16 protein-coding genes and 1 pseudogene are annotated in these 17,127 nt (G+C 66.0%); 10 read left to right on the top strand and 7 right to left on the bottom strand.

The genetic code is table 11. The features are described 5' to 3' along the window. The first annotated feature begins 232 nt into the window (after positions 1-232). Together A3AG_RS0117055 and A3AG_RS0117050 are read left to right on the top strand one after the other, a co-directional pair. Positions 233-607 carry a hypothetical protein gene (locus A3AG_RS0117055; RefSeq protein WP_240619867.1) on the top strand — a complete coding sequence of 125 codons (375 nt, stop codon included), beginning with the start codon at positions 233-235 and terminating at the stop codon, positions 605-607. 9 nt (positions 608-616) lie between these two features. Further along, a complete protein-coding gene (locus A3AG_RS0117050; protein ID WP_018006597.1) occupies positions 617-1,003 on the top strand; it encodes a hypothetical protein in 387 nt (128 codons plus the stop codon). A 190-nt stretch (positions 1,004-1,193) separates the two neighbouring features. Here the strand turns inward: A3AG_RS0117050 and A3AG_RS34565 are convergent. After that, positions 1,194-1,247 (bottom strand): annotated as a pseudogene (locus A3AG_RS34565) (hypothetical protein); the annotation flags it as partial. Positions 1,248-1,643: 396 nt separating this feature from the next. On the opposite strand from A3AG_RS34565, the gene A3AG_RS0117045 reads away from it, so the two are divergent. Continuing rightward, on the top strand, positions 1,644-2,009 hold the full coding sequence (locus tag A3AG_RS0117045; protein ID WP_018006596.1) for a hypothetical protein: 366 nt from the start codon (positions 1,644-1,646) through the stop codon (positions 2,007-2,009). 34 nt (positions 2,010-2,043) lie between these two features. On the opposite strand, the gene A3AG_RS0117040 is transcribed toward A3AG_RS0117045, so the two are convergent. Further along, a complete protein-coding gene (locus A3AG_RS0117040; protein ID WP_018006595.1) occupies positions 2,044-2,391 on the bottom strand; it encodes a hypothetical protein in 348 nt (115 codons plus the stop codon). 375 nt (positions 2,392-2,766) lie between these two features. Then, a complete protein-coding gene (locus tag A3AG_RS0117035) occupies positions 2,767-3,525 on the bottom strand; it encodes a DsbA family oxidoreductase (protein WP_018006594.1) in 759 nt (252 codons plus the stop codon). 248 nt (positions 3,526-3,773) lie between these two features. Here A3AG_RS0117035 and A3AG_RS0117030 point away from each other — a divergent pair, with 248 nt between their 5' ends. The 7 genes from A3AG_RS0117030 (at position 3,774) to A3AG_RS0117000 (ending at position 12,153) form a co-directional block, all read left to right on the top strand. Further along, complete coding sequence (locus A3AG_RS0117030) at positions 3,774-4,793, top strand: AraC family transcriptional regulator (RefSeq protein ID WP_018006593.1); 1,020 nt, start codon at positions 3,774-3,776, stop codon at positions 4,791-4,793. A 238-nt stretch (positions 4,794-5,031) separates the two neighbouring features. Next, the gene (locus tag A3AG_RS0117025) at positions 5,032-5,496 is read left to right on the top strand and encodes a MaoC family dehydratase (RefSeq protein ID WP_018006592.1); all 465 of its coding nucleotides are present in this window, start codon (positions 5,032-5,034) and stop codon (positions 5,494-5,496) included. A 127-nt stretch (positions 5,497-5,623) separates the two neighbouring features. After that, positions 5,624-7,315, top strand: coding sequence for an alpha/beta fold hydrolase (locus A3AG_RS0117020; protein WP_018006591.1), 1,692 nt, complete (start codon positions 5,624-5,626; stop codon positions 7,313-7,315). An 84-nt stretch (positions 7,316-7,399) separates the two neighbouring features. Next, complete coding sequence (locus A3AG_RS0117015; RefSeq protein ID WP_018006590.1) at positions 7,400-7,840, top strand: hypothetical protein; 441 nt, start codon at positions 7,400-7,402, stop codon at positions 7,838-7,840. 63 nt (positions 7,841-7,903) lie between these two features. Continuing rightward, positions 7,904-8,737 carry a poly(3-hydroxyalkanoate) depolymerase gene (gene phaZ / locus A3AG_RS0117010; protein WP_018006589.1) on the top strand — a complete coding sequence of 278 codons (834 nt, stop codon included), beginning with the start codon at positions 7,904-7,906 and terminating at the stop codon, positions 8,735-8,737. Positions 8,738-9,336: 599 nt separating this feature from the next. After that, the gene (locus tag A3AG_RS0117005) at positions 9,337-10,926 is read left to right on the top strand and encodes an HAL/PAL/TAL family ammonia-lyase (RefSeq protein ID WP_018006588.1); all 1,590 of its coding nucleotides are present in this window, start codon (positions 9,337-9,339) and stop codon (positions 10,924-10,926) included. A 144-nt stretch (positions 10,927-11,070) separates the two neighbouring features. Further along, positions 11,071-12,153: a porin gene (locus tag A3AG_RS0117000; RefSeq protein WP_026164253.1), complete on the top strand. Its 1,083-nt coding sequence runs from the start codon at positions 11,071-11,073 to the stop codon at positions 12,151-12,153. 48 nt (positions 12,154-12,201) lie between these two features. Here A3AG_RS0117000 and A3AG_RS0116995 read toward each other — a convergent pair whose 3' ends face one another. Genes A3AG_RS0116995 through A3AG_RS33720 form a run of 4 tightly spaced genes read right to left on the bottom strand, consistent with a single transcriptional unit; the run spans position 12,202 to position 16,785 of the window. Next, a complete protein-coding gene (locus tag A3AG_RS0116995) occupies positions 12,202-13,023 on the bottom strand; it encodes a tetratricopeptide repeat protein (RefSeq protein WP_018006586.1) in 822 nt (273 codons plus the stop codon). After that, positions 13,020-13,913: a non-homologous end joining protein Ku gene (gene ku, locus A3AG_RS0116990; protein ID WP_018006585.1), complete on the bottom strand. Its 894-nt coding sequence runs from the start codon at positions 13,911-13,913 to the stop codon at positions 13,020-13,022. The genes A3AG_RS0116995 and ku overlap by 4 nt, the downstream gene beginning before the upstream one ends. Before the next feature lie 30 nt (positions 13,914-13,943). Beyond that, positions 13,944-16,463 carry a DNA ligase D gene (ligD, locus tag A3AG_RS0116985; RefSeq protein ID WP_018006584.1) on the bottom strand — a complete coding sequence of 840 codons (2,520 nt, stop codon included), beginning with the start codon at positions 16,461-16,463 and terminating at the stop codon, positions 13,944-13,946. Then, positions 16,438-16,785, bottom strand: a complete 348-nt coding sequence (locus A3AG_RS33720) for a DUF2188 domain-containing protein (RefSeq protein WP_085958676.1) — start codon at positions 16,783-16,785, stop codon at positions 16,438-16,440. The genes ligD and A3AG_RS33720 overlap by 26 nt, the downstream gene beginning before the upstream one ends. Positions 16,786-17,127 lie beyond the last annotated feature (342 nt).

Raw genomic sequence — 17,127 nt, 5'->3', positions numbered from 1 at the left:
CTCGATCGATTCGCGTTCAGGGGCCTGTGTTTGCGCTGCGCATCCGCCCCAGGAAGCCCATCATCATTCCTGCATTGTCCTGCCCATGCCGTCCGCGCGGACTTGTGCCGCCGGTTGGCAGCCCCGTTGTGGCACCCGCAGGTAACCCCGGTTGGCAGGGGCTTATGCTGCGAGGCCGTGGCTTGCTTGCCTGCTCAATCTATGCTTCATTGAAGAGTGCGCCAGGACTTTGATGACGATGCGCACGCACGGCTCTGGTCTTTCGCGCATCGAAGTGCATCGGCCGCTCCGTCCTGGCATATCGTCGGGCAGGCCTGCGCGTCAGCGGTCGCGCAACGCCAGGGAGAAGATCATGGGGTCCATGATGCTGGTGGATACCGACGCGGGGACCACCGATGGCGAAATCCGCGACTTTCCGGTGCGATACCGATTGCCGGCATGCGACGACATCAACCGCGTGGAGGGCGATGGCTCGCGGCCGGCCGTGACGCTGCCTTTCAACAAAGTCGATGCGGGCACGTTGCGCGGACTGGTGCCGCGTATCAACCATATTTCCTGGATGCAGCGCAAGGTCGACGCCATGGCGCTGGCCGGGCGCTTCGAGTAAGGAGGCGCCATGGCCATTCGCTGCCTGCGCGTAGCCGCTGCCACCGGGCTTGCCGCGGCCGTGTCGGCGTGGCCGGCTTGGGGCTACTTTGACCACTACCTGTCCGGCACCATCGTCGGCACGCTGGGCCAGGCCCAATTGAATTCCGCGTGGGGCGTCTTTGGCAAGACCATGGACCAGTCCGCCGATGGCGCAAGCGTTGCGTTCAGCTTGCCGGCCGAGAAGCGGCACCGCGCGGTGGAAGGATCGTTCACGCCGTTGCAGACGCGAACGGATCGCGGCGATGCCTGTCGCCAGGTTCGCAGCGAGTTCCGCCGCGCCGGGCAGTCGGAATCGTGGACCGGGTGGTATTGCAAGGAGCAGGGCGGCTGGAAGTCGCGCAAGCTGCCGGACTAACGCTGGCCCGCGTCCGCCCCGGGTGCGCGTGATTAATACCGTTCCTCGACGTAGCGGTATGGGTAGTCCGGCTCGCGCCAGCCGCCGGCTTTCTGCCTGGCAGGCAGCTTGACCGCCTTGCGCGGGATCTGCTCGCACGGTATCTGCGCAGCAAGTGTGTGATGGGGTTCAGCCGGACAGGCCGCTTGTAATTGGAATCGGCCACGTGCCACGGCGCGTAGTTGGTATCGGTGGCGGCGAACATGGCGTTGGGCGCGAAGAGTGGTTGTACCGGCGGCTGTACGAAGCCCTTGCCTTTGGCCATGTTTTTTCCTCCGCCCTGCAATGCCACTTTCTGTTGCCGCCATGCCGCCGCGCGCGTGGTCATCCGGCGCGGAATGGCGGATCGATTTCGCAATGGCAGCCAGGCGTCAACGGAATCTAACGCGAATCAATTTTGTGTACAAATTTCCGGTAATGGCGGTGCGCGCCGTAAATCGGTTGAAATCCCATAAATGTCGTACTACCTTCATATCGCGTATTCAGCCTGAACGCGCGCGTCAAATCAGCGCGCATCGGCAGCCCGCACCCATCGCATTCGAAAACGGCATGTGTGCACGCCCATGCCGCACAGCGCCGCACCCGGTTGCGAGGAGGGAATATGGCCTTTCTGGTGAAGCGCTTGACCGCGGCTGGCGTGGTGCTGTGGCTGTCGGCGTGCGCATACCCTTATCCCGTCGAGCCGGTGACGATGGTGCCGACCACCTACCCCGGCTCGCAACCCACGCGCTACGACCGCGCCTTTGACGCCGCGGCCGGCGCCCTGCGCGACCAGGGGGTCACGATCCGGGTGCAGGACGCAACGGCGGGCACCATCGCCGGCAGCCGCAACAACCGGCCGGTGTCGGCAAGCGTGCGGCGCCAGGCCGACGGCACGGTGCGGGTCCAGTTTGACGGCGGCGACCCCGATGACCCGGGCCTGATGCAGCGCATCTCGCGCAGCTATGACGCGCGCATGGGGCGCTGAGCCGGCCTCCCTTGCCACGCCAGCGCTGGCGTAGCTACGTGCAGTTGGCCCGGTAGGCTTGCTGCAGCGACTTGCGCGACTTATCGCGCTCGATCTTGGGGATCGTGCGTCCCTGGGCGGTCTGCGTGGCCGGCCCGGAAGACTGGTAGGAGCGCTGTTTCGAGGTGGCGTTGTACTGCGCCTTCAGCGATTCGCATTTGGCCCGCCTGGCGTCGTCCGGATCTTCGCTGGCGGCAGCCGGCGGACGGTAGGGGCTGGCGCCGCCCTGCACCGCCTCGGCGATGGCGCCGGCGGCATCCGGCGCCGAGGCATGCTGTGCGCTTGCGGCGGTGCAGCCCAGCGCCAGCAGCGCCACGGCCATGCATTGTCTGGAGATCAGCATGAAAGCCCCCGGTTGCGATCGGCAATGCCGCATGGCGGTGCCGCGAGCCGCGGGCACCATTGCCCGATCGTCCGGCCCGACAACCATGATATGTGCCAAGGCGTGGATTGCCAGTACCTTGTTGGCGGCGCACGCGCCGCAACCTGCAGCGTCACCTGGTCCAGCACAGCCCTGATACGCATCCGGCGCCTGTAGTGCCTGTAGTCCACGCAAGCGGTAGCGCGCCTTCACCCAGGACAGCCCCCATGCAACCGAACCGCTTAGCCCGCATGGCGAGCGCAGCGCACGGCGCGGCAGCTTTTTTTCTGGGTGCCTTCGCGTATTGGGGACGGGAGGGTGTGTCGGGCCCTGGCCTTGCGGCCAGCGCTCAAGTCCTCAGCCAGCCGCCAACGTGGCGCGCCGTTTGGCACGTGCCAGCGCCTGGTGCATGGTTTGGAGCAGTACCTCAGGCGGCCGCGCACCCGACACCCTATGCGTGCCGTTGAACACAAAACAGGGAACGCCGAGACCGGCGCGCGCCGGCGGGTCGAGCGGGCCGTGCACCGATGGCAGCCAGTCCAGGTCATCCCCGCCGGTGCTGTCGGCATGCTCGGGCAAGGCGATGCCGCACGACGCCGCGGCCTGCCGCAGCAAGCGCGGGTCACCGATGTTCTCGGCGCGAATGAAGTAGCGCTGGAACAGTTCTTCGATCAGCAAGCCAGCCACGCCGGCGCCGGCCTGCTGGCGCGCATGGCGCACCAGCCGGTGGGCCAGCAGCGTGCTCGGGAAGGTTTCGATGCGCTCCAGCGCCAGCGTGAGGCCGGCATCCCTTGCCGCGGCACGCACCTGCGCCTGGCGCATCGCCACGGCCTCCGGGCTGCCCAGCCGCGCCAGATAGAACTCGCGGTACGGAAGGCCGGCAGGCGGGGTCGTGGGGATCAGCGGGTAAGAACGCCACGTCACCTGCACGGCAACGTCCGGGCGCTCGCGGCCAAGCCAGGCGATGGCGGTTTCCAGGTGCCTTTTGCCGATCAGGCACCAGGGGCAGATCAGGTCGAAATAGGCCTCGACCGAAAGCGTCGCCGGTTGATCCAGGGCAAACGACTGGCGCCTGGAGCCGTTGTCGGGGTGTGGGGAATTGTCGGGGCATTGCATGCGTTGGCTCCTGATCATGGCATCGGTGCGCGCGCCTGCCGGGTATCCGGCGGCGCGGTCCGGCGGCTTTGGTTGCCGTCTGCGGTGAGCACGGAGTTTGGTCCAGTGGAGCCAGGAAATTTTGACGATACGGGACGATCAATTGACATTTCGTGACAGGCAGGGAAAACACGATGTCCGACGGGCCGCTTGCAGCTTGCGCGTTGGCGGAAGCCAGACGCAGAATGCGCCGACCTCTTTCCTGCGGCATGCACTGCCAGCGCGCTAGCGTGAACGCCCTGTCTCCTACCGTCCCCATCTCCTTCGTCAACGGCTTTCTTTGTGGAGCCGACCCGACGGCGATCGCGCGGCTGGCGGAGTGCTCCGGCATTGCGGCCGAACTGCTTGCGGAGCCGGCGGCGCGCGTGACGCAAGAGCAGTTCGCCACGTTGTACCGGCTGCTCGCGCACGAACACGACGATGAAATGCCGGGCATCTTCAGCCGCCCTCTGCGCAATGGCACGCTCAAATACCTGTGCCTGAGCTTGCTGGATGCGCCAAGGCTGGAAGTGGCGCTGCACCGGTTCGGGCAGTTCTTCCACCTGATCCTCGACGATTTCCGCATCGAGTCGCGGCGCGATGGGGCTTCGGGCTATGTGGAGCTGGTGGAGTATCCGGCATCGCCCGCCGTAAGCATGCTGGGCCGCGAACTGATGCTGAAGCTGGTGCATGGCGTCACGTCGTGGCTGGTTCGCAAGGAGATTCCGCTGCAGGCGGTGGAACTGCCATCCGGCCGGCCGCCGCTGGCCAGCGACCATCTCTACCTGTTTCCCGGTCCGGTGCATTTCGGCTGCCAGCGGATCCGCATGATCTTTGACGCGGCTTACCTCGACATGCCGGTGCGCCAGCGCAAGCCAGACCTGGAGAAGTTCCTGGCGCGCGCGCCCGCGGACTGGATCTTTGTCTCGTTCGCCGAGCAGATGACCTGTCATCGCGTGCGGCAGTACGTGGCCGACCGCCTGCCGGATCCTCCCAGGATCGAGGCCGCGGCGCTGGCGCTGCATTGTTCGGTGCGCACGCTGTGCCGCCGCCTTGCCGCGGAAGGCACCACATTCCAGGCCATCAAGGACGATGTCCGGCGCGATCTCGCCATCCAGCGCCTGACGCGTTCGGAGGATCCGATCGCGGCCATTGCCTTCGACGTGGGCTTCGACAATCCCACCGCGTTCCATCGTGCCTTTCGCCACTGGACCGGCAGCACGCCGAACGCCTACCGCCGCGCGCCGTAGCCGCGTATCGCAGCCCGGCAATGTGCCCGGCAATGACGGCCGGCGACTGGCCGTTTCCGCCACCATGGGCGGCTTCGCGTGCGCATTGCGCGGCTGCCGCGGCACATGCGCGCAAAGCGGCAGGTTTTGTCAGCGATTGGGCCGGTTTTGGTAGCCGCCCTGGTGCGCGTCGCCACTACGATGCCGGCATCAGATCCGCGCGGGCCAACGCGCGGCACCGAATCAAGCGAGGAGACCTATGGCAATCGAAGGCTACAGCATGGCAACGCTCTGCGCGTTCGTCGGCAAGGAACTCGGTGTGTCCGAGTGGATGGAAGTGGACCAGGCGCGCATCGACGCATTCGCGGAATGCACCGGGGACCGCCAGTGGATCCATGTCGATGTCGAGCGCGCCCGCAAGGAAAGCCCGTTCGGCGGCACCATCGCCCATGGCTACCTGACGCTGTCGCTGCTGGCGGGAAAGCTGACCGGCATGGGCGTGGTGCCGGGCGACGCGCGCGCCGCGGTGAACTACGGCCTGGAGAAGACCCGCTTCCTGGCGCCGGTCAGGGCGGGCGGGCGCGTGCGCAATCGCGTCAGGCTGTTGTCCGTCGATGACAAGGGCGACGGCCGCGTGCTGTTGCGCATGGAAAACACGATGGAAGTCGAGGGTGAAGCCAGGCCCGCCATGGTGGCGGAAGCCCTCGCACTTGTCATGGCATGAAGCGGGACACGACACGGGTACAGGCAGAAAGCAGCAAGGCAGAGGCAGGAGCAGCAACATGACAACCGCATCCAGGGCGCGCAGACCGGCCAGCAAGGCCGGCAGGAACAGGCAGGCCGCGACGGTGATGGCCGCCACCGCGGCGGGGGCCATCGAAACAATCGAAGCCATCGACGCGAACCCGACGCTGGCCGGTCCCAATCCATTCGTCGGCCTGAGGCCGGAGGACTTCGTCAGCACCGCGCAGCAGATCGGCGCGCAGTGCGTACAGGAGCCGGTGCTCGTGCTCGAGCAGCAGGCGCAACTGGCGCACGATCTCGTCAGCGTCCTGGATGGCTCGGCGCCGTTGCCGTCGGCGCGGGACCGGCGCTTTGGCGATGCCGCCTGGCGTGACAATCCGCTGTACCGCATGTCGCTGCAGGGCTACCAGGCCTGGCGCGACGCACTGGGCGGCTTTGTGCGGCGCTCGGTGATGGACGCTCGCAGCAAGCACCGCGCGCAGTACTTCACCGAGCTGGTGATCGATGCGCTGGCCCCGACCAATACCCTGCTGGGCAACCCCGCCGCGCTGAGAAGGACGGTGGAGTCGTGCGGGATGAACCTGGTCAGCGGGCTGGCCAACCTGGTCGCCGATACCCTGAGCAACGGCGGCATGCCGGCCCAGGTGGACAAGGAAGCCTTCAGGGTTGGCCAGAACCTGGCGACGACGCCGGGCGCGGTGGTGTTCCGCAACGAAGTGCTGGAACTGATCCAGTACGCGCCGTCCACGGCCCGCGTGCATGCGCGCCCGCAGCTGATCGTGCCGCCGCAGGTCAACAAGTTCTATGTGTTCGACCTGGCCAGCGGCAAGAGCATGGTGGAGTACCTGCTGGCGCAGGAGCTGCAGGTATTCATCGTCAGCTGGCGCAATCCCACCGCGGCGCAGCGCGACTGGAACCTGGACACCTATGTCAGCGCGCTGATCGAGGCGATCGGGGCGATCCGCGCTATCACCGGCAGTGCCGACGTCAACCTGCATGGCGCCTGCTCCGGCGCGATGACCATGGCGGCGCTGATGGGTTATTGCGCCGCCAGCGGCGAAAAGCTGGTGCATGCCGCGACGCTGATGGTATCGGTGTTCGGACTCGATGCGGAGTCGCAGCTCGGGCTGTTCAGCACGCCTGAGGCCGTCACGGCAGCGCGGCAGGGCAGCCAGGCGCTCGGCGTGCTCGACGGCGCGGCGCTGGGACGGATTTTTGCCTGGCTGCGGCCGAACGACCTGGTGTGGAATTACTGGGTCAACAACTACCTGCTCGGCAATGCGCCGCCGGCCTTCGATGTCCTCTACTGGAACAACGACACCACGCGGCTGCCCGCCGGCTTGCACGGCCAGTTCCTCGACATGCTTACGATGAACCAGCTCGCCACGCCGCGCACGCTGCACGTGCTCGGCCACGCCATCACGCTGTCCGACGTGACCTGCGACAAGTATGTGCTGGCCGGCATGACCGACCACATCACGCCATGGAAGGCGGTTTACCGGTCGATGCGCGCCTTTGGCGGGCGCACCGAGTTCGTGCTGAGTTCCAGCGGTCACGTGCAGAGCCTGGTCAATCCCCCCGGCAACCCGAAGGCGAAGTTTTTCCGCGGCGGCGCGCCGGCCGCCGATCCGCAGGCCTGGCTTGACGGCGCGACCGCCGTGCAGGACTCATGGTGGGAACACTGGAGCCAGTGGCTGCAGGCGCGCTCAGGCCCAAAGCGCCGCGCGCCAGACGTTCCAGGCAGCGCGCAATTCGCACCCTGTGGCGAGGCGCCCGGACGCTATGTGACCGAAGCGTGATGCCCAGATCCATGGGCGCCGGCCCATGCGCGGCGGCCAACCGCAGTTTCGATTTTTGCAACCCAACCGTGAGGAGATACCCAGATGGAATCGACCAACACCGCGGACGCCGCCGCCCGGCAGGCGTCTCAGGCCCCGCACCGCAAGCTGCTTGACTTCGTCCGGCACAATCGCCTGGACCCGGCCGCGATCCTCGAGTCGCGCCGCAAGGATATCGAGGCGCTGGCCAGCATCAACATCACGCTGCTGAGCGGCCTGCAATCGGTGGTGCGCCTGCAGGCCGAGTACCTGTGCGACACCGCCGCCGACCTGCAGGCGCTGGCACGCGGCGGCGAGTCCGCCGAGGACAAGCCTTCTGCCAGGGTAGCGCAAGCGCTGCCGCGCTCGCTGCACAAGGCCGTGGCCGGCCTGCGCGGCCTGAGCGATACGCTCTACAAGGCCCAGGCGGACAGCATCGCCACGGTCGGCCGGCGCATCGCGGAGAACGTTGAGGAGGTCAAGGGCATCCTGCGCCCTAAGGCATAAACGCCGGCGGGCCTGGCCGGCGTGCCGTCCAGGCCTGCGCGCCAACGTCTCCAGGACAAACTGATGACAATCATCGATGCCGGCACGCAAGCCGGCCACAAGCTCGAGGTCCGGACCGTGGATCTGGACGGCCAGGTACTCAGGACCGGCATCCGGCCGGGCCGCGACGCCGGCCCGCCGCTGCTGGTCTTCAACGGTATCGGCGCCAACTTCGAACTGCTCAAGCCCTTTGTCGACGCACTGCCTGACATCGAAGTGATTCTCTTCGACGTTCCCGGGGTCGGCGGCTCTCCCGCGCCGCTGATGCCTTACCGCTTCTCCGGTCTCTGCGTGCTGGCCGACCGGCTGCTGTCGCGCCTTGGCTACGATGGCCAGGTCGATGCGCTTGGCGTGTCGTGGGGCGGAGCGCTGGCGCAGGAATTTGCCCGGCTTCATGCCGACCGTTGCAGACGCCTGGTCCTGGCGGCCACCTCGCCCGGCGTCATCATGGTGCCTGGCAGGCTGTCAGTGCTGACCAAGATGATCGGCCTGCGCCGCTATACCGATCCGCAGTATCTGCGCCGCGTTGGCGCCGACCTGTATGGCGGTGCCTTGCGTCATGACCCCGCATGGCTCGACCAGCACGGCCGGCACATGCAGCCGCCGCGCGGACGCGGCTACCTCTACCAGCTGCTGGCGGCCTGGGGCTGGAGCAGCCTGCCCTGGCTGGGCGCGCTGAAGCAGCCCACGCTGGTGATGCACGGGACCGACGACCCTATCGTGCCGCCAGTCAATGCCAGGATCCTGGCCGCGGTGATTCCCAACGCGGCGCTGCATCTGGTCGACGACGGGCACCTCTTTCTTGTGACTGGCGCCGAGAGCGCGGCCGGAACCATCGGCCGCTTCCTGCGCGCATAGTCAACCGCTTCAGCGCACACGCTTGACGCGCGCAGCACGCTCCCCGGATGGGGGGCCGCATGCTGCGATTCGTGAGAAAGCAGGCTCAAGCAGCTGGACTTCACCGCGCCGCGCGACCGCAAGCCGGTGCAGCGGCTCGACTCCAGATCGCGCCGGGTCAGCGGCATCTTGGACCCCGCCAAATCCCAGACCAGCATGACTGCGCGAACACCCGGTCTGCGAAGGTTCGTCCCTATGGCAATTAACGGGGTGTTAAGGGTTACCGACAAAAAAGCATAAGTCGGTTAATGGGCCTGTGACTACACTGTCTCCCATGGTTCCAGTGACCGCCGCGCCTTCCGGCACCAGTCGATGCAAAGGGCGGCGGCACCGTAGCGCCATACGTGCGTTGGGCCATCCCCAGCCGTAACGCCGTGCCACTGCTGTCCTGATTCCTTTCTTGTCTTAACCGAATCGCTGCCGCGCTCCGGGGCGCGGTAATGCACGCGCTTTGTCCAAAAATTATTGAGCCAGCCATGAAACGCAATCCATTGGTGTTCCGTAGCAAACCAGTTCTCGCATTTGGTCGTGCGCTGGGCCTCGCCGCATTTGCGGCCTGCATGGCATTGCCCGCCCTCGCCGAGGTGGAGCTCGATGGCCGCAACGCTACGCCGGAAGCCATCGTCCGCATTGCCCACGGCGAGCCGGTGCGCATCGCGCCGGCGGCACGCCAGCGCGTTCGCGAAGCGCATGCGGTGCTGCTGGATGCCGCGCGCGCAGGCAAACAGATTTATGGACTGACGGTCGGTGTCGGGCTCAACAAGGACCGGTCCATGGTCGATGCCAGCGGGGAACTGACCCAGGAGATCGTGGAAGCGTCGCGGCGCTTCAATATCGCGCTGCTGCGTGCGCATAGTGGTGGCGCCGGGCCCGACGCGCCGGTTGCCGACGTCCGTGCCGCGATGGCTGCCCGCCTGAATGCGCTGCTCTCCGGGGGCGGCGGCGTGCAAGAGAGTATCGTCGACGCGTACGTTCGCTTCCTGAACGAGGGCATTACGCCTGCGATCCCTTCGGTCGGCTCCATCGGCGAGGCGGACATCACCATCCTCAGCCATGTGGGCGTGGCCATGCTCGGAGAAGGAGACGTGTACTATCAAGGCCGTCGGCAGCCGGCGTCCGCCGCGTTTGCGGCCGCCGGGGTTGCACCGATACAGCCGTTCGGCAAGGACGGCCTGTCGATTCTCAGCTCCAATTCCTATGCCTCTGGCCTGGCGTCGCTCGCGCTGGTGGATCTTGCGAATCTGGGCCGGCATTCCAAGCTTGTCTACGCGTTAAGCTTGCAAGCGCTCAACGGCAATGTCTCTCCGTTCCTGGAAGATTCCCTCGCGTTGCGGCCCTTTCCGGACACGGTCAAAGCCGGAGCCGAATTGCGCCGCCTGTTGAGTGGCTCCAGTCTGTGGAACCAGGACGCGTCGCGCCGCCTGCAGGACCCGCTCAGTTTCCGTACCGGTGTTTTCCTGATCGGCGAACTCGATCGTACGCAGTCGGAATTGCGCGCGCTGCTGAACGTGCAGTACAACGCGTCGGATGACAACCCGGGCGTGGCGATTGGTGTGAAGCCAAGGTCGAGCCGGTGGCAAGAGCAGCAAAGCTATCTGGCAAGGGGCGGGGCAGTGCTTCCCACCGCGAATTTCGTGCCCTTGCCCTGGGTACTCGCGTTCGAGCAGACTGCCATCGCGCTTGGGCATCATTCCCTGGCATCGGCGCAGCGCATCGGACGGCTGAACGATCCCAACTTCACCAGTCTGTCGCGCTCCCTCGGCACGGAGCATACGGTCCATGCATTCGGCGCGATGGAGAAGCCAGCCATCGCGCTCGCTGCGGAAAACAAGTCGCTGGCGCAACCGGTTTCCATGGATTTTTCCCCCTCGTCAGGAAATATCGAAGATGTCGCCACCAACGCGCCGGCGGTGGTGCAACGCGTGCGCAAGCAGATCGACAACACCTATGCACTGCTGGCCATCGAGCTCGTCCATGCCGTCCAGGCGGCCGAGTTGCGTCGCCGCAAGGATCCGGCGTTCACGTTGTCGCCCGCCACGCAGGCACTCGCCGATGCATTGCGCAAGCGCGTGGCGTTTCTTGAGCAGGACCGCCCCCTGACCGGCGACTACCGGGCCGCTGCTGAAGTGTTGAGGGCCTACAGGCCCTGAGCCCGGGTTCCGCCAGAACAAGACGACACGGCGGGCGCTCTCTCAAGTGCTGCGTTGCATTCAGCCAGGGCGCACGGGCGGTCTGGCTCGCCAACGCACGCGTAGATCCCATCCATGGAAGGCATTCAAAAAATGAAGACGCTCATGAAAAGAGAGTTGTGTGCCGGCATGCTGCTGGCGTTGGTTTCCCAGCTGGCTGCGGCACAGTCGACTGTCACCCTCTACGGCGTTGGCGACATCGGCATCGAGTACCTGACCAAGGCCGATGCAGCCGGGAATAAGCAGCTGCGGATGACCAGCGGCAACGTATCGGGCTCGCGTTGGGGCCTGCGAGGCGTTGAAGGCCTTGGCAGCGGCAGCAAGGCCGTGTACGTGCTCGAGAGCGGCTTTGATCTCGATACCGGCATGGGCCAGGGCGGCCGGCTCTTTGGCAGGCAGGCTTATGTGGGGCTGGAAAGCGAGTGGGGGCGTATGACGCTGGGTCGTCAGCAGAATGCGTTGTTCGACCTGCTGATCAATTACGATCCGACGGGGTTCGCAACACGGTACTCCGCGTTCATGCTGGACCCCGTTCTGGTCGGTCGTTACGACAATACCGCAAAGTACACCGGCAAGTTCGGGCCCGTCACCGCCGTGGCCCTGTACAGCCTGGCGCGGGGCTCGGTCGTGGCGAGCGGCGGCGGCAGCGCACCCGCCGGTGAATTGCCCGGGGACGTCAGGAGCGACCGGGCCTTCGGCGGCGGCCTGGAGTATGCAGCCGGCCGATTCGGCGCGACGGTGGTCTATGACCAGCAACAAGGCACAACGGGGATCTCCGGGCAAAGTTCAGGCCAGACCGACCGACGCCTTGGCCTGGGGGCCAGCTACGTGCTGGGGCAGGGCACGATATCGGCGGGCTACCGGTGGTTCAGAGGCGACATCGGCGTTGTCCCGGGCGGCCAGGTGCGCCGCAACGACATCTATTGGATCGGTTACCGCCTGCAAGTGTCGCCGGCGGTGGGTATGACAGCGGCTGGCTATTACTTCAATAACAGAAACTCCGGGCAGGATCCGTGGAGCCTGGCGGCGTCGGTCAACTATGCGCTGTCCAGACGGACCGACGCCTTCCTGACGGTGGGCTATGCACACAACAAGGACAATTCAGCGCTGGGGCTGAATGGATTTGGCACGGCGACCCCAGGGCAAAACCAGACAGGGATCACGGCGAATCTCCGGCACAAGTTTTAAGCGGGACGATCTTGCGGTGCAGACGCGTTCAAGCGCGCCGGCACCGCCTCATTCAGAGCGATCCAGCTTCCGATACTGGTTGAAGTGCCGGAGCGCCTTCTGGATGTGCCCGAGTTCCTGGTGCAGGCGCGCGGCATTGTAGTGCGCGTCGGCGTCGCCGGGCGCCAGTTCAATGCTGCGCTCGTAGGCGGCCAGTGCGGCCTGTGTGGCGCCGGTATCCTCCAGCGCCACGCCCAGGTTGAAGTGCAGCTGCGGCTCGTCGGGCAGCACGGTCAGCGCGGATTCATAGAGCAGGATGGCTTCGTCAAGCCGTTCCTGGTCGGCCAGCAGGCAGCCGAGATTGAGGTACGCGTCCAGCATCGCCGGATAATGGGCCACCGCGCGCCGGTAAGCCGCTTCGGCGCCGCGGACATCGACCGGTTCCAGCCGCAGGCCCTCGGCCAGCGCTTGGTCAGCGGCGGCGTAGGCTGACGCTTCCCGCGTCAGCGCCATGACACGGACCCCGGCGTCGTCCTGCGTGCCGAAGTCCATCAGCCGCTGGCCCGTCTCCACGATCCAGTCCCCATGGCGGTCGCGGGCCGACACCTTGCCGCTGCACGCCGAAATGCGTACCGCCGACAGGTGCCGGTCTGGCTTGAGCCGTTCCAGGTGGCGCAGCGCGCGCAGGATCCGCGCGGGACCGATATGCGCGCGGTGCAGGGAGTCGGCGGTGCGGATCAGCACCACGTCCTGGAAGGAAAATACGTGCTCGCCGTGGAGACCGCGGGTGGGCTGCACCAGCCCGGCCGCGACCAGGCTGCCGATCAGCCGCCTGGACACGCCCAGGCGCGCCTCCAGGTCTCGCGTGCTGAGACCGCCGTTGCGCTTCACGCCGATTTCTTGGTGGTCCGTCGGATCGGCGTGGGTTCTGCCGCCGCACCGCGCCGGGCGGCCTTGCGCGCGGGTGGGGCGGCTGCGGCCGCCTTGCCCTTGGCGGCCGCGGTGCCCTTCTTCGACAGGCTGGCGCGCAGCGCGTCCATCAGGTCGATCACCTGTCCGCCGGCGCCGGCTTCCACCGGCTCGGGTGCGACGATGTGCTTGCCGGCGATCTTGGCATCGATGGCGGCCAGGATCCTGGCCTTCTCCTCGTCCTTGTACTGGGTGGGGTCGTATTCTTCCTCGGAGGCCTGCTCGATCAGCTGGATCGCCAGCTTCAGCTCGGCGTCGGACACCGCTACCTCTTCGATATTCAGTTCGGCGATGTTGCGCACTTCATCCGCGAACAGCAGTTGCTGGAACACCAGCCCGCCTTCCACCGGGCGGATCTGGACTACGTGCGACTTGCCCTTGGATGCCCATTTGGCGATGGCGCAGCGGCCGGTCCGCGACATGGCCTCGCGCAGCAGGCTGTAGGGCTTGCCGCCACGCTTGTCGGGGGCGATGAAATACGCCTTGTCGTAGTAGAGCGGATCCACGCTTTGCTCGGGGATGAACGCGACGATATCGACCATATGGCTGGCGCTTTCTTCCAGTGCCTTGAGCTCGTCGGGCGCGAACGTGACAAAGCGGCCTTTCTCGAACTCGTAGCCCTTGATCATGTCGGCACGCTCGACAACCTTCTGGGTCTGTTCGGAAATGTACTGCTGCCTCACGCGCGAGCCATCCTTGCTCAACAGGTTGAAGCGCACGGCGGAACTGCTCTCGGTGGCGGTATAGAGCTTGACCGGGATCGACACCAGGCCAAACGACAGCGACAGGGAAGCGAGCGATCGGGCAGCCATTGGATACTCCACATTGGGTTGCGCCTGGATTCAGCTTAAGCGTTCGATGGCCTCCGTCAAAGTCTGGCGTGTTTCCCAGTAAGACTGCCAGGGGTCCGCCAGCTGGAAGCTCAGGTACTCGCGCGCATCGCGGATGCTCCACTGCGCGCCGCTTTTCAGCCTGGAAAGTTGCTCCCACGACACCGGCATCGACACGCCCAGGCCAGGCCGCGCGCGTGCCGAGAACGCGGCGGCGGTGGTCTGCGAAAAGCCGTTGCGCAGGTAATCCACGAAGATGCGGCCCTTGCGGTTGGCGGCGCCAGACCGGGCGGTAAAGCGCTGCGGCAGCGTGGCCGCCAGGTGCCTGACGGCCGCATGTGAAAAGGCCTTCACTTCATCGTAGTTGCGCCGCGGCGCCAGCGGCACCACCACATGCAGGCCCTTGCCGCCGCTGGTCTTCAGCCAGCATTGCAGGCCCAGCTCGTCCAGCAGCGTGCGCACCAGCATGGCGGCTTCCTGCATGGTCTCCCACGCTACGCCTTCGCCGGGGTCCAGGTCGAAGATGACCCGGTCCGGATGGTCGATATCGCGCGCGGTGGAATTCCAGGTGTGGAACTCCACCACGTTCATCTGGGCGGCCGCGACAATGGCTTCGGGCGAGTCGGCGGTCAGCAATGCCGCGTGGCCGGGCCACAGCGAGACCGGCTGCTCGGTCAGGCCCGGCATCGCGGTCTCGGCATGCTTCTGGAAGAACGTGGGCGCGTCGATGCCTTCCGGCGCGCGCACCAGCGAGAGCGGGCGATCCGCCAGGTGCGGCAGCATCGCGGCGGCGACACTCTCGTAGTACCGGACCAGTTCCAGCTTGGTGATGCCTTTGGACTGGTCGATCACCCGCTCCGGGTTGGTGACCTTGATGGCGGCCACGCCATGGGGCGTGACCGCGGTCTGCACGGCTTCGCGCCGGATCGACTTGACGGCATGGTCCGTGCGCAACCCTTTGAATGACGCGTGGCGAACCTGTCCGTCCGGTGTCCACTCGGTGAACTCGACCTCCGCGACCAGCTTTGGCCTGACCCAGCGCACCACGGCAGGCCGTCGGCCGCCCCAGCGTCCGCTGCCGCGGGCCTCGGTCGAGAACGGACTGTCCTTGACTTCCAGTGCCGCCAGGCGCTTGCGCAGGTCCGTGGCGGTGGCGCTGTCCCAACCGGTGCCGACGCCCCCCGCATAAACCAGGGCCCCGTCCGCGTAGACGCCCAGATACAGCCTGCCCACCTCGGCAGCGGCGCCTTCGCGGTCGGAGAAGCCGCCGATCACGAATTCCTGGCGCAGCTTGCATTTGGCCTTCAGCCAGCTCTGCGTCCGTGCCGAAACATAGGGGGCATCGGCGCGCTTGAACATCAGCCCCTCCAGGCCGAGCCGGCATGCCGCCTGGAACATCTGCGCCGGCGGTGCGTCGAAGGCTTCGCTGAAGCGCACCCGCTCCGAGCGGTCGGCAACCAGCGCGGCCAGCTGCGCGCGGCGCTGCGCCAGCGGCAGCTCGCGCAGGTCACGCCCTTCCCAGTAGGGCAGGTCGAAGGCGAAATACACGATCGCCTCGTGGCGATGCCCGTCGATGGCGTTCTGCAAGGCGTTGAAATCCGGCATGTCGTCGCGCAGCACCACGATCTCGCCATCCAGCCAGCCCTGCGAGATATCGAGTTTCTCGATTTCCGCCGCCAGCGAGCTCAGCCTGCGCGTCCAGTCATGCCCGTTGCGCGTGAACAGCGTCACCCGGGCATCGTCGATCCTGGCCAGGATCCGGTACCCGTCGAACTTGGTTTCGATGATCCAGCCGGTGCCGGAAGGCAGGGTGGGCGAGAGCGTGGCAAGCTGGGGCCGCAGCGTCGCCGGCAAGGGCGCGCGCGGCGCGTGCCGGATGGCCTGGGCCGGATCGTCATCGTCGGCGACGCCGGGAGCCTCGCGCAAGGCGCCCAGCGGCCTGGCGATGACGCTGTCCGGCAGCGCGGCCAGCACGTCGAACTCCGCCAGCGGCCGCGCCCAGGCATCACGCTTCTTGAAGAGGATCCATTGCTCCGACTTGTCGCCGGGTTTGGCGATGCGCACCAGTTCCCAGCGTCCGGTCAGCTTTTCGCCGTGCAGGTCAAAGACCAGCTTGCCGGCGGCCATGCCGTCACGCGGGTCGCCCACTGGCGTCCAGGTGCCGCGGTCCCAGACGATCACCGACCCGGCGCCATACTGGTTTGGCGGGATCTCGCCTTCGAAGCCGGCATAGTCGAGCGGGTGGTCTTCGACATGGACGGCGATGCGCTTCTCGGCCGGGTCGTAGCACGGTCCCTTGGGCACGGCCCAGCTGAGCAGCACGCCGTCGAGCTCGAGCCGGAAGTCATAGTGCAGGCGCCTGGCCCAGTGCTTCTGCACGACGAAGCGCAGGCACTGCGGACTTCTGCGATACCTCGTTTGTCCCGACGGCTCTGGAGTGATGCTGAAATCCCTTTTTTGCGCGTAGGGTTTGAGAACTGGCCTCTTACTCAGCTTGGGCCTGCTTTTACCCTTTGACGTCTCTCGGGTCATTTCCGTAGGAGTTTCGCATACGAATTGCTCCGTCCGCGCCCTGCACTATCAGCTCGCTCCGGAGCTTCTTTGCCAGAGCTGTCCCGGCAACAATTGCTGCATCCTGGCTGTCGTAAGTCGGCCATGCTTGTGTACCACGCTTCACTTCGACTTTCCCTTTGTTCCCGCTCGATACCACGTGAATGTTCGGCAGGATTGCCGCCTTTGCGGCTACATGCCTGCAGTCTAGTTCGCGACTTCTTCGTGCTGTATAAGGTCTGCGTCGGACAGCCCTAGTGAAATAGTCGAAGTCGCTGTGGACAACCGCGATAGGGAACAGCATCCGGCAGAATTGCTGCGATAGCGATTTGTCGTCCCCCGACGGCGTAAGCTGATCGCACGCAGCAAACATAGGACGCGAGACGCGTAGCAATACGCCAGCCCATCAAAAAAAGCGTGAATCAGGTCTGGATGAGTTCCCCGGCAAGGACATACGGATCAACGGCGACAATGACGCCAAATGGACGACGACTGCGGCGTGACCGTCGTCGTCGGGGGGAGTCGATGCATTGCTGGACGGCGGATCGCTGCCGCAAACCAGGTTCGAAAGCGCGGCGTCGTCGGGCTTGACGGGCGGTCTTGTGCGCGGTGTCTCTCTCTGGCGCGGAATCCGTGCCGCTATGAC

It is taken from the genome of Cupriavidus neocaledonicus, assembly GCF_000372525.1.
GTDB lineage: Bacteria > Pseudomonadota > Gammaproteobacteria > Burkholderiales > Burkholderiaceae > Cupriavidus > Cupriavidus neocaledonicus.
Note: the sequence above shows the minus strand (reverse complement) of the source record. Positions and strands in the feature narration are given on the sequence as shown.

Bases quoted from the DNA above. Each gene is read 5' to 3' on its own strand.
- A3AG_RS0117025 (WP_018006592.1), top strand. From the start codon at position 5,032: ATGGCAATCGAAGGCTACAGCATGGCAACGCTCTGCGCGTTCGTCGGC.
- A3AG_RS33720 (WP_085958676.1), bottom strand. From the start codon at position 16,785: ATGCTGTTCCCTATCGCGGTTGTCCACAGCGACTTCGACTATTTCACT.
- A3AG_RS0117055 (WP_240619867.1), top strand. From the start codon at position 233: ATGACGATGCGCACGCACGGCTCTGGTCTTTCGCGCATCGAAGTGCAT.
- A3AG_RS0117035 (WP_018006594.1), bottom strand. From the start codon at position 3,525: ATGCAATGCCCCGACAATTCCCCACACCCCGACAACGGCTCCAGGCGC.
- A3AG_RS0117050 (WP_018006597.1), top strand. From the start codon at position 617: ATGGCCATTCGCTGCCTGCGCGTAGCCGCTGCCACCGGGCTTGCCGCG.
- A3AG_RS0117020 (WP_018006591.1), top strand. From the start codon at position 5,624: ATGGCCGCCACCGCGGCGGGGGCCATCGAAACAATCGAAGCCATCGAC.
- phaZ (WP_018006589.1), top strand. From the start codon at position 7,904: ATGACAATCATCGATGCCGGCACGCAAGCCGGCCACAAGCTCGAGGTC.
- A3AG_RS0117030 (WP_018006593.1), top strand. From the start codon at position 3,774: ATGCACTGCCAGCGCGCTAGCGTGAACGCCCTGTCTCCTACCGTCCCC.
- A3AG_RS0117045 (WP_018006596.1), top strand. From the start codon at position 1,644: ATGGCCTTTCTGGTGAAGCGCTTGACCGCGGCTGGCGTGGTGCTGTGG.
- A3AG_RS0117040 (WP_018006595.1), bottom strand. From the start codon at position 2,391: ATGCTGATCTCCAGACAATGCATGGCCGTGGCGCTGCTGGCGCTGGGC.
- A3AG_RS0117015 (WP_018006590.1), top strand. From the start codon at position 7,400: ATGGAATCGACCAACACCGCGGACGCCGCCGCCCGGCAGGCGTCTCAG.
- A3AG_RS0117000 (WP_026164253.1), top strand. From the start codon at position 11,071: ATGAAAAGAGAGTTGTGTGCCGGCATGCTGCTGGCGTTGGTTTCCCAG.
- ku (WP_018006585.1), bottom strand. From the start codon at position 13,913: ATGGCTGCCCGATCGCTCGCTTCCCTGTCGCTGTCGTTTGGCCTGGTG.
- ligD (WP_018006584.1), bottom strand. From the start codon at position 16,463: ATGACCCGAGAGACGTCAAAGGGTAAAAGCAGGCCCAAGCTGAGTAAG.
- A3AG_RS0117005 (WP_018006588.1), top strand. From the start codon at position 9,337: ATGGCATTGCCCGCCCTCGCCGAGGTGGAGCTCGATGGCCGCAACGCT.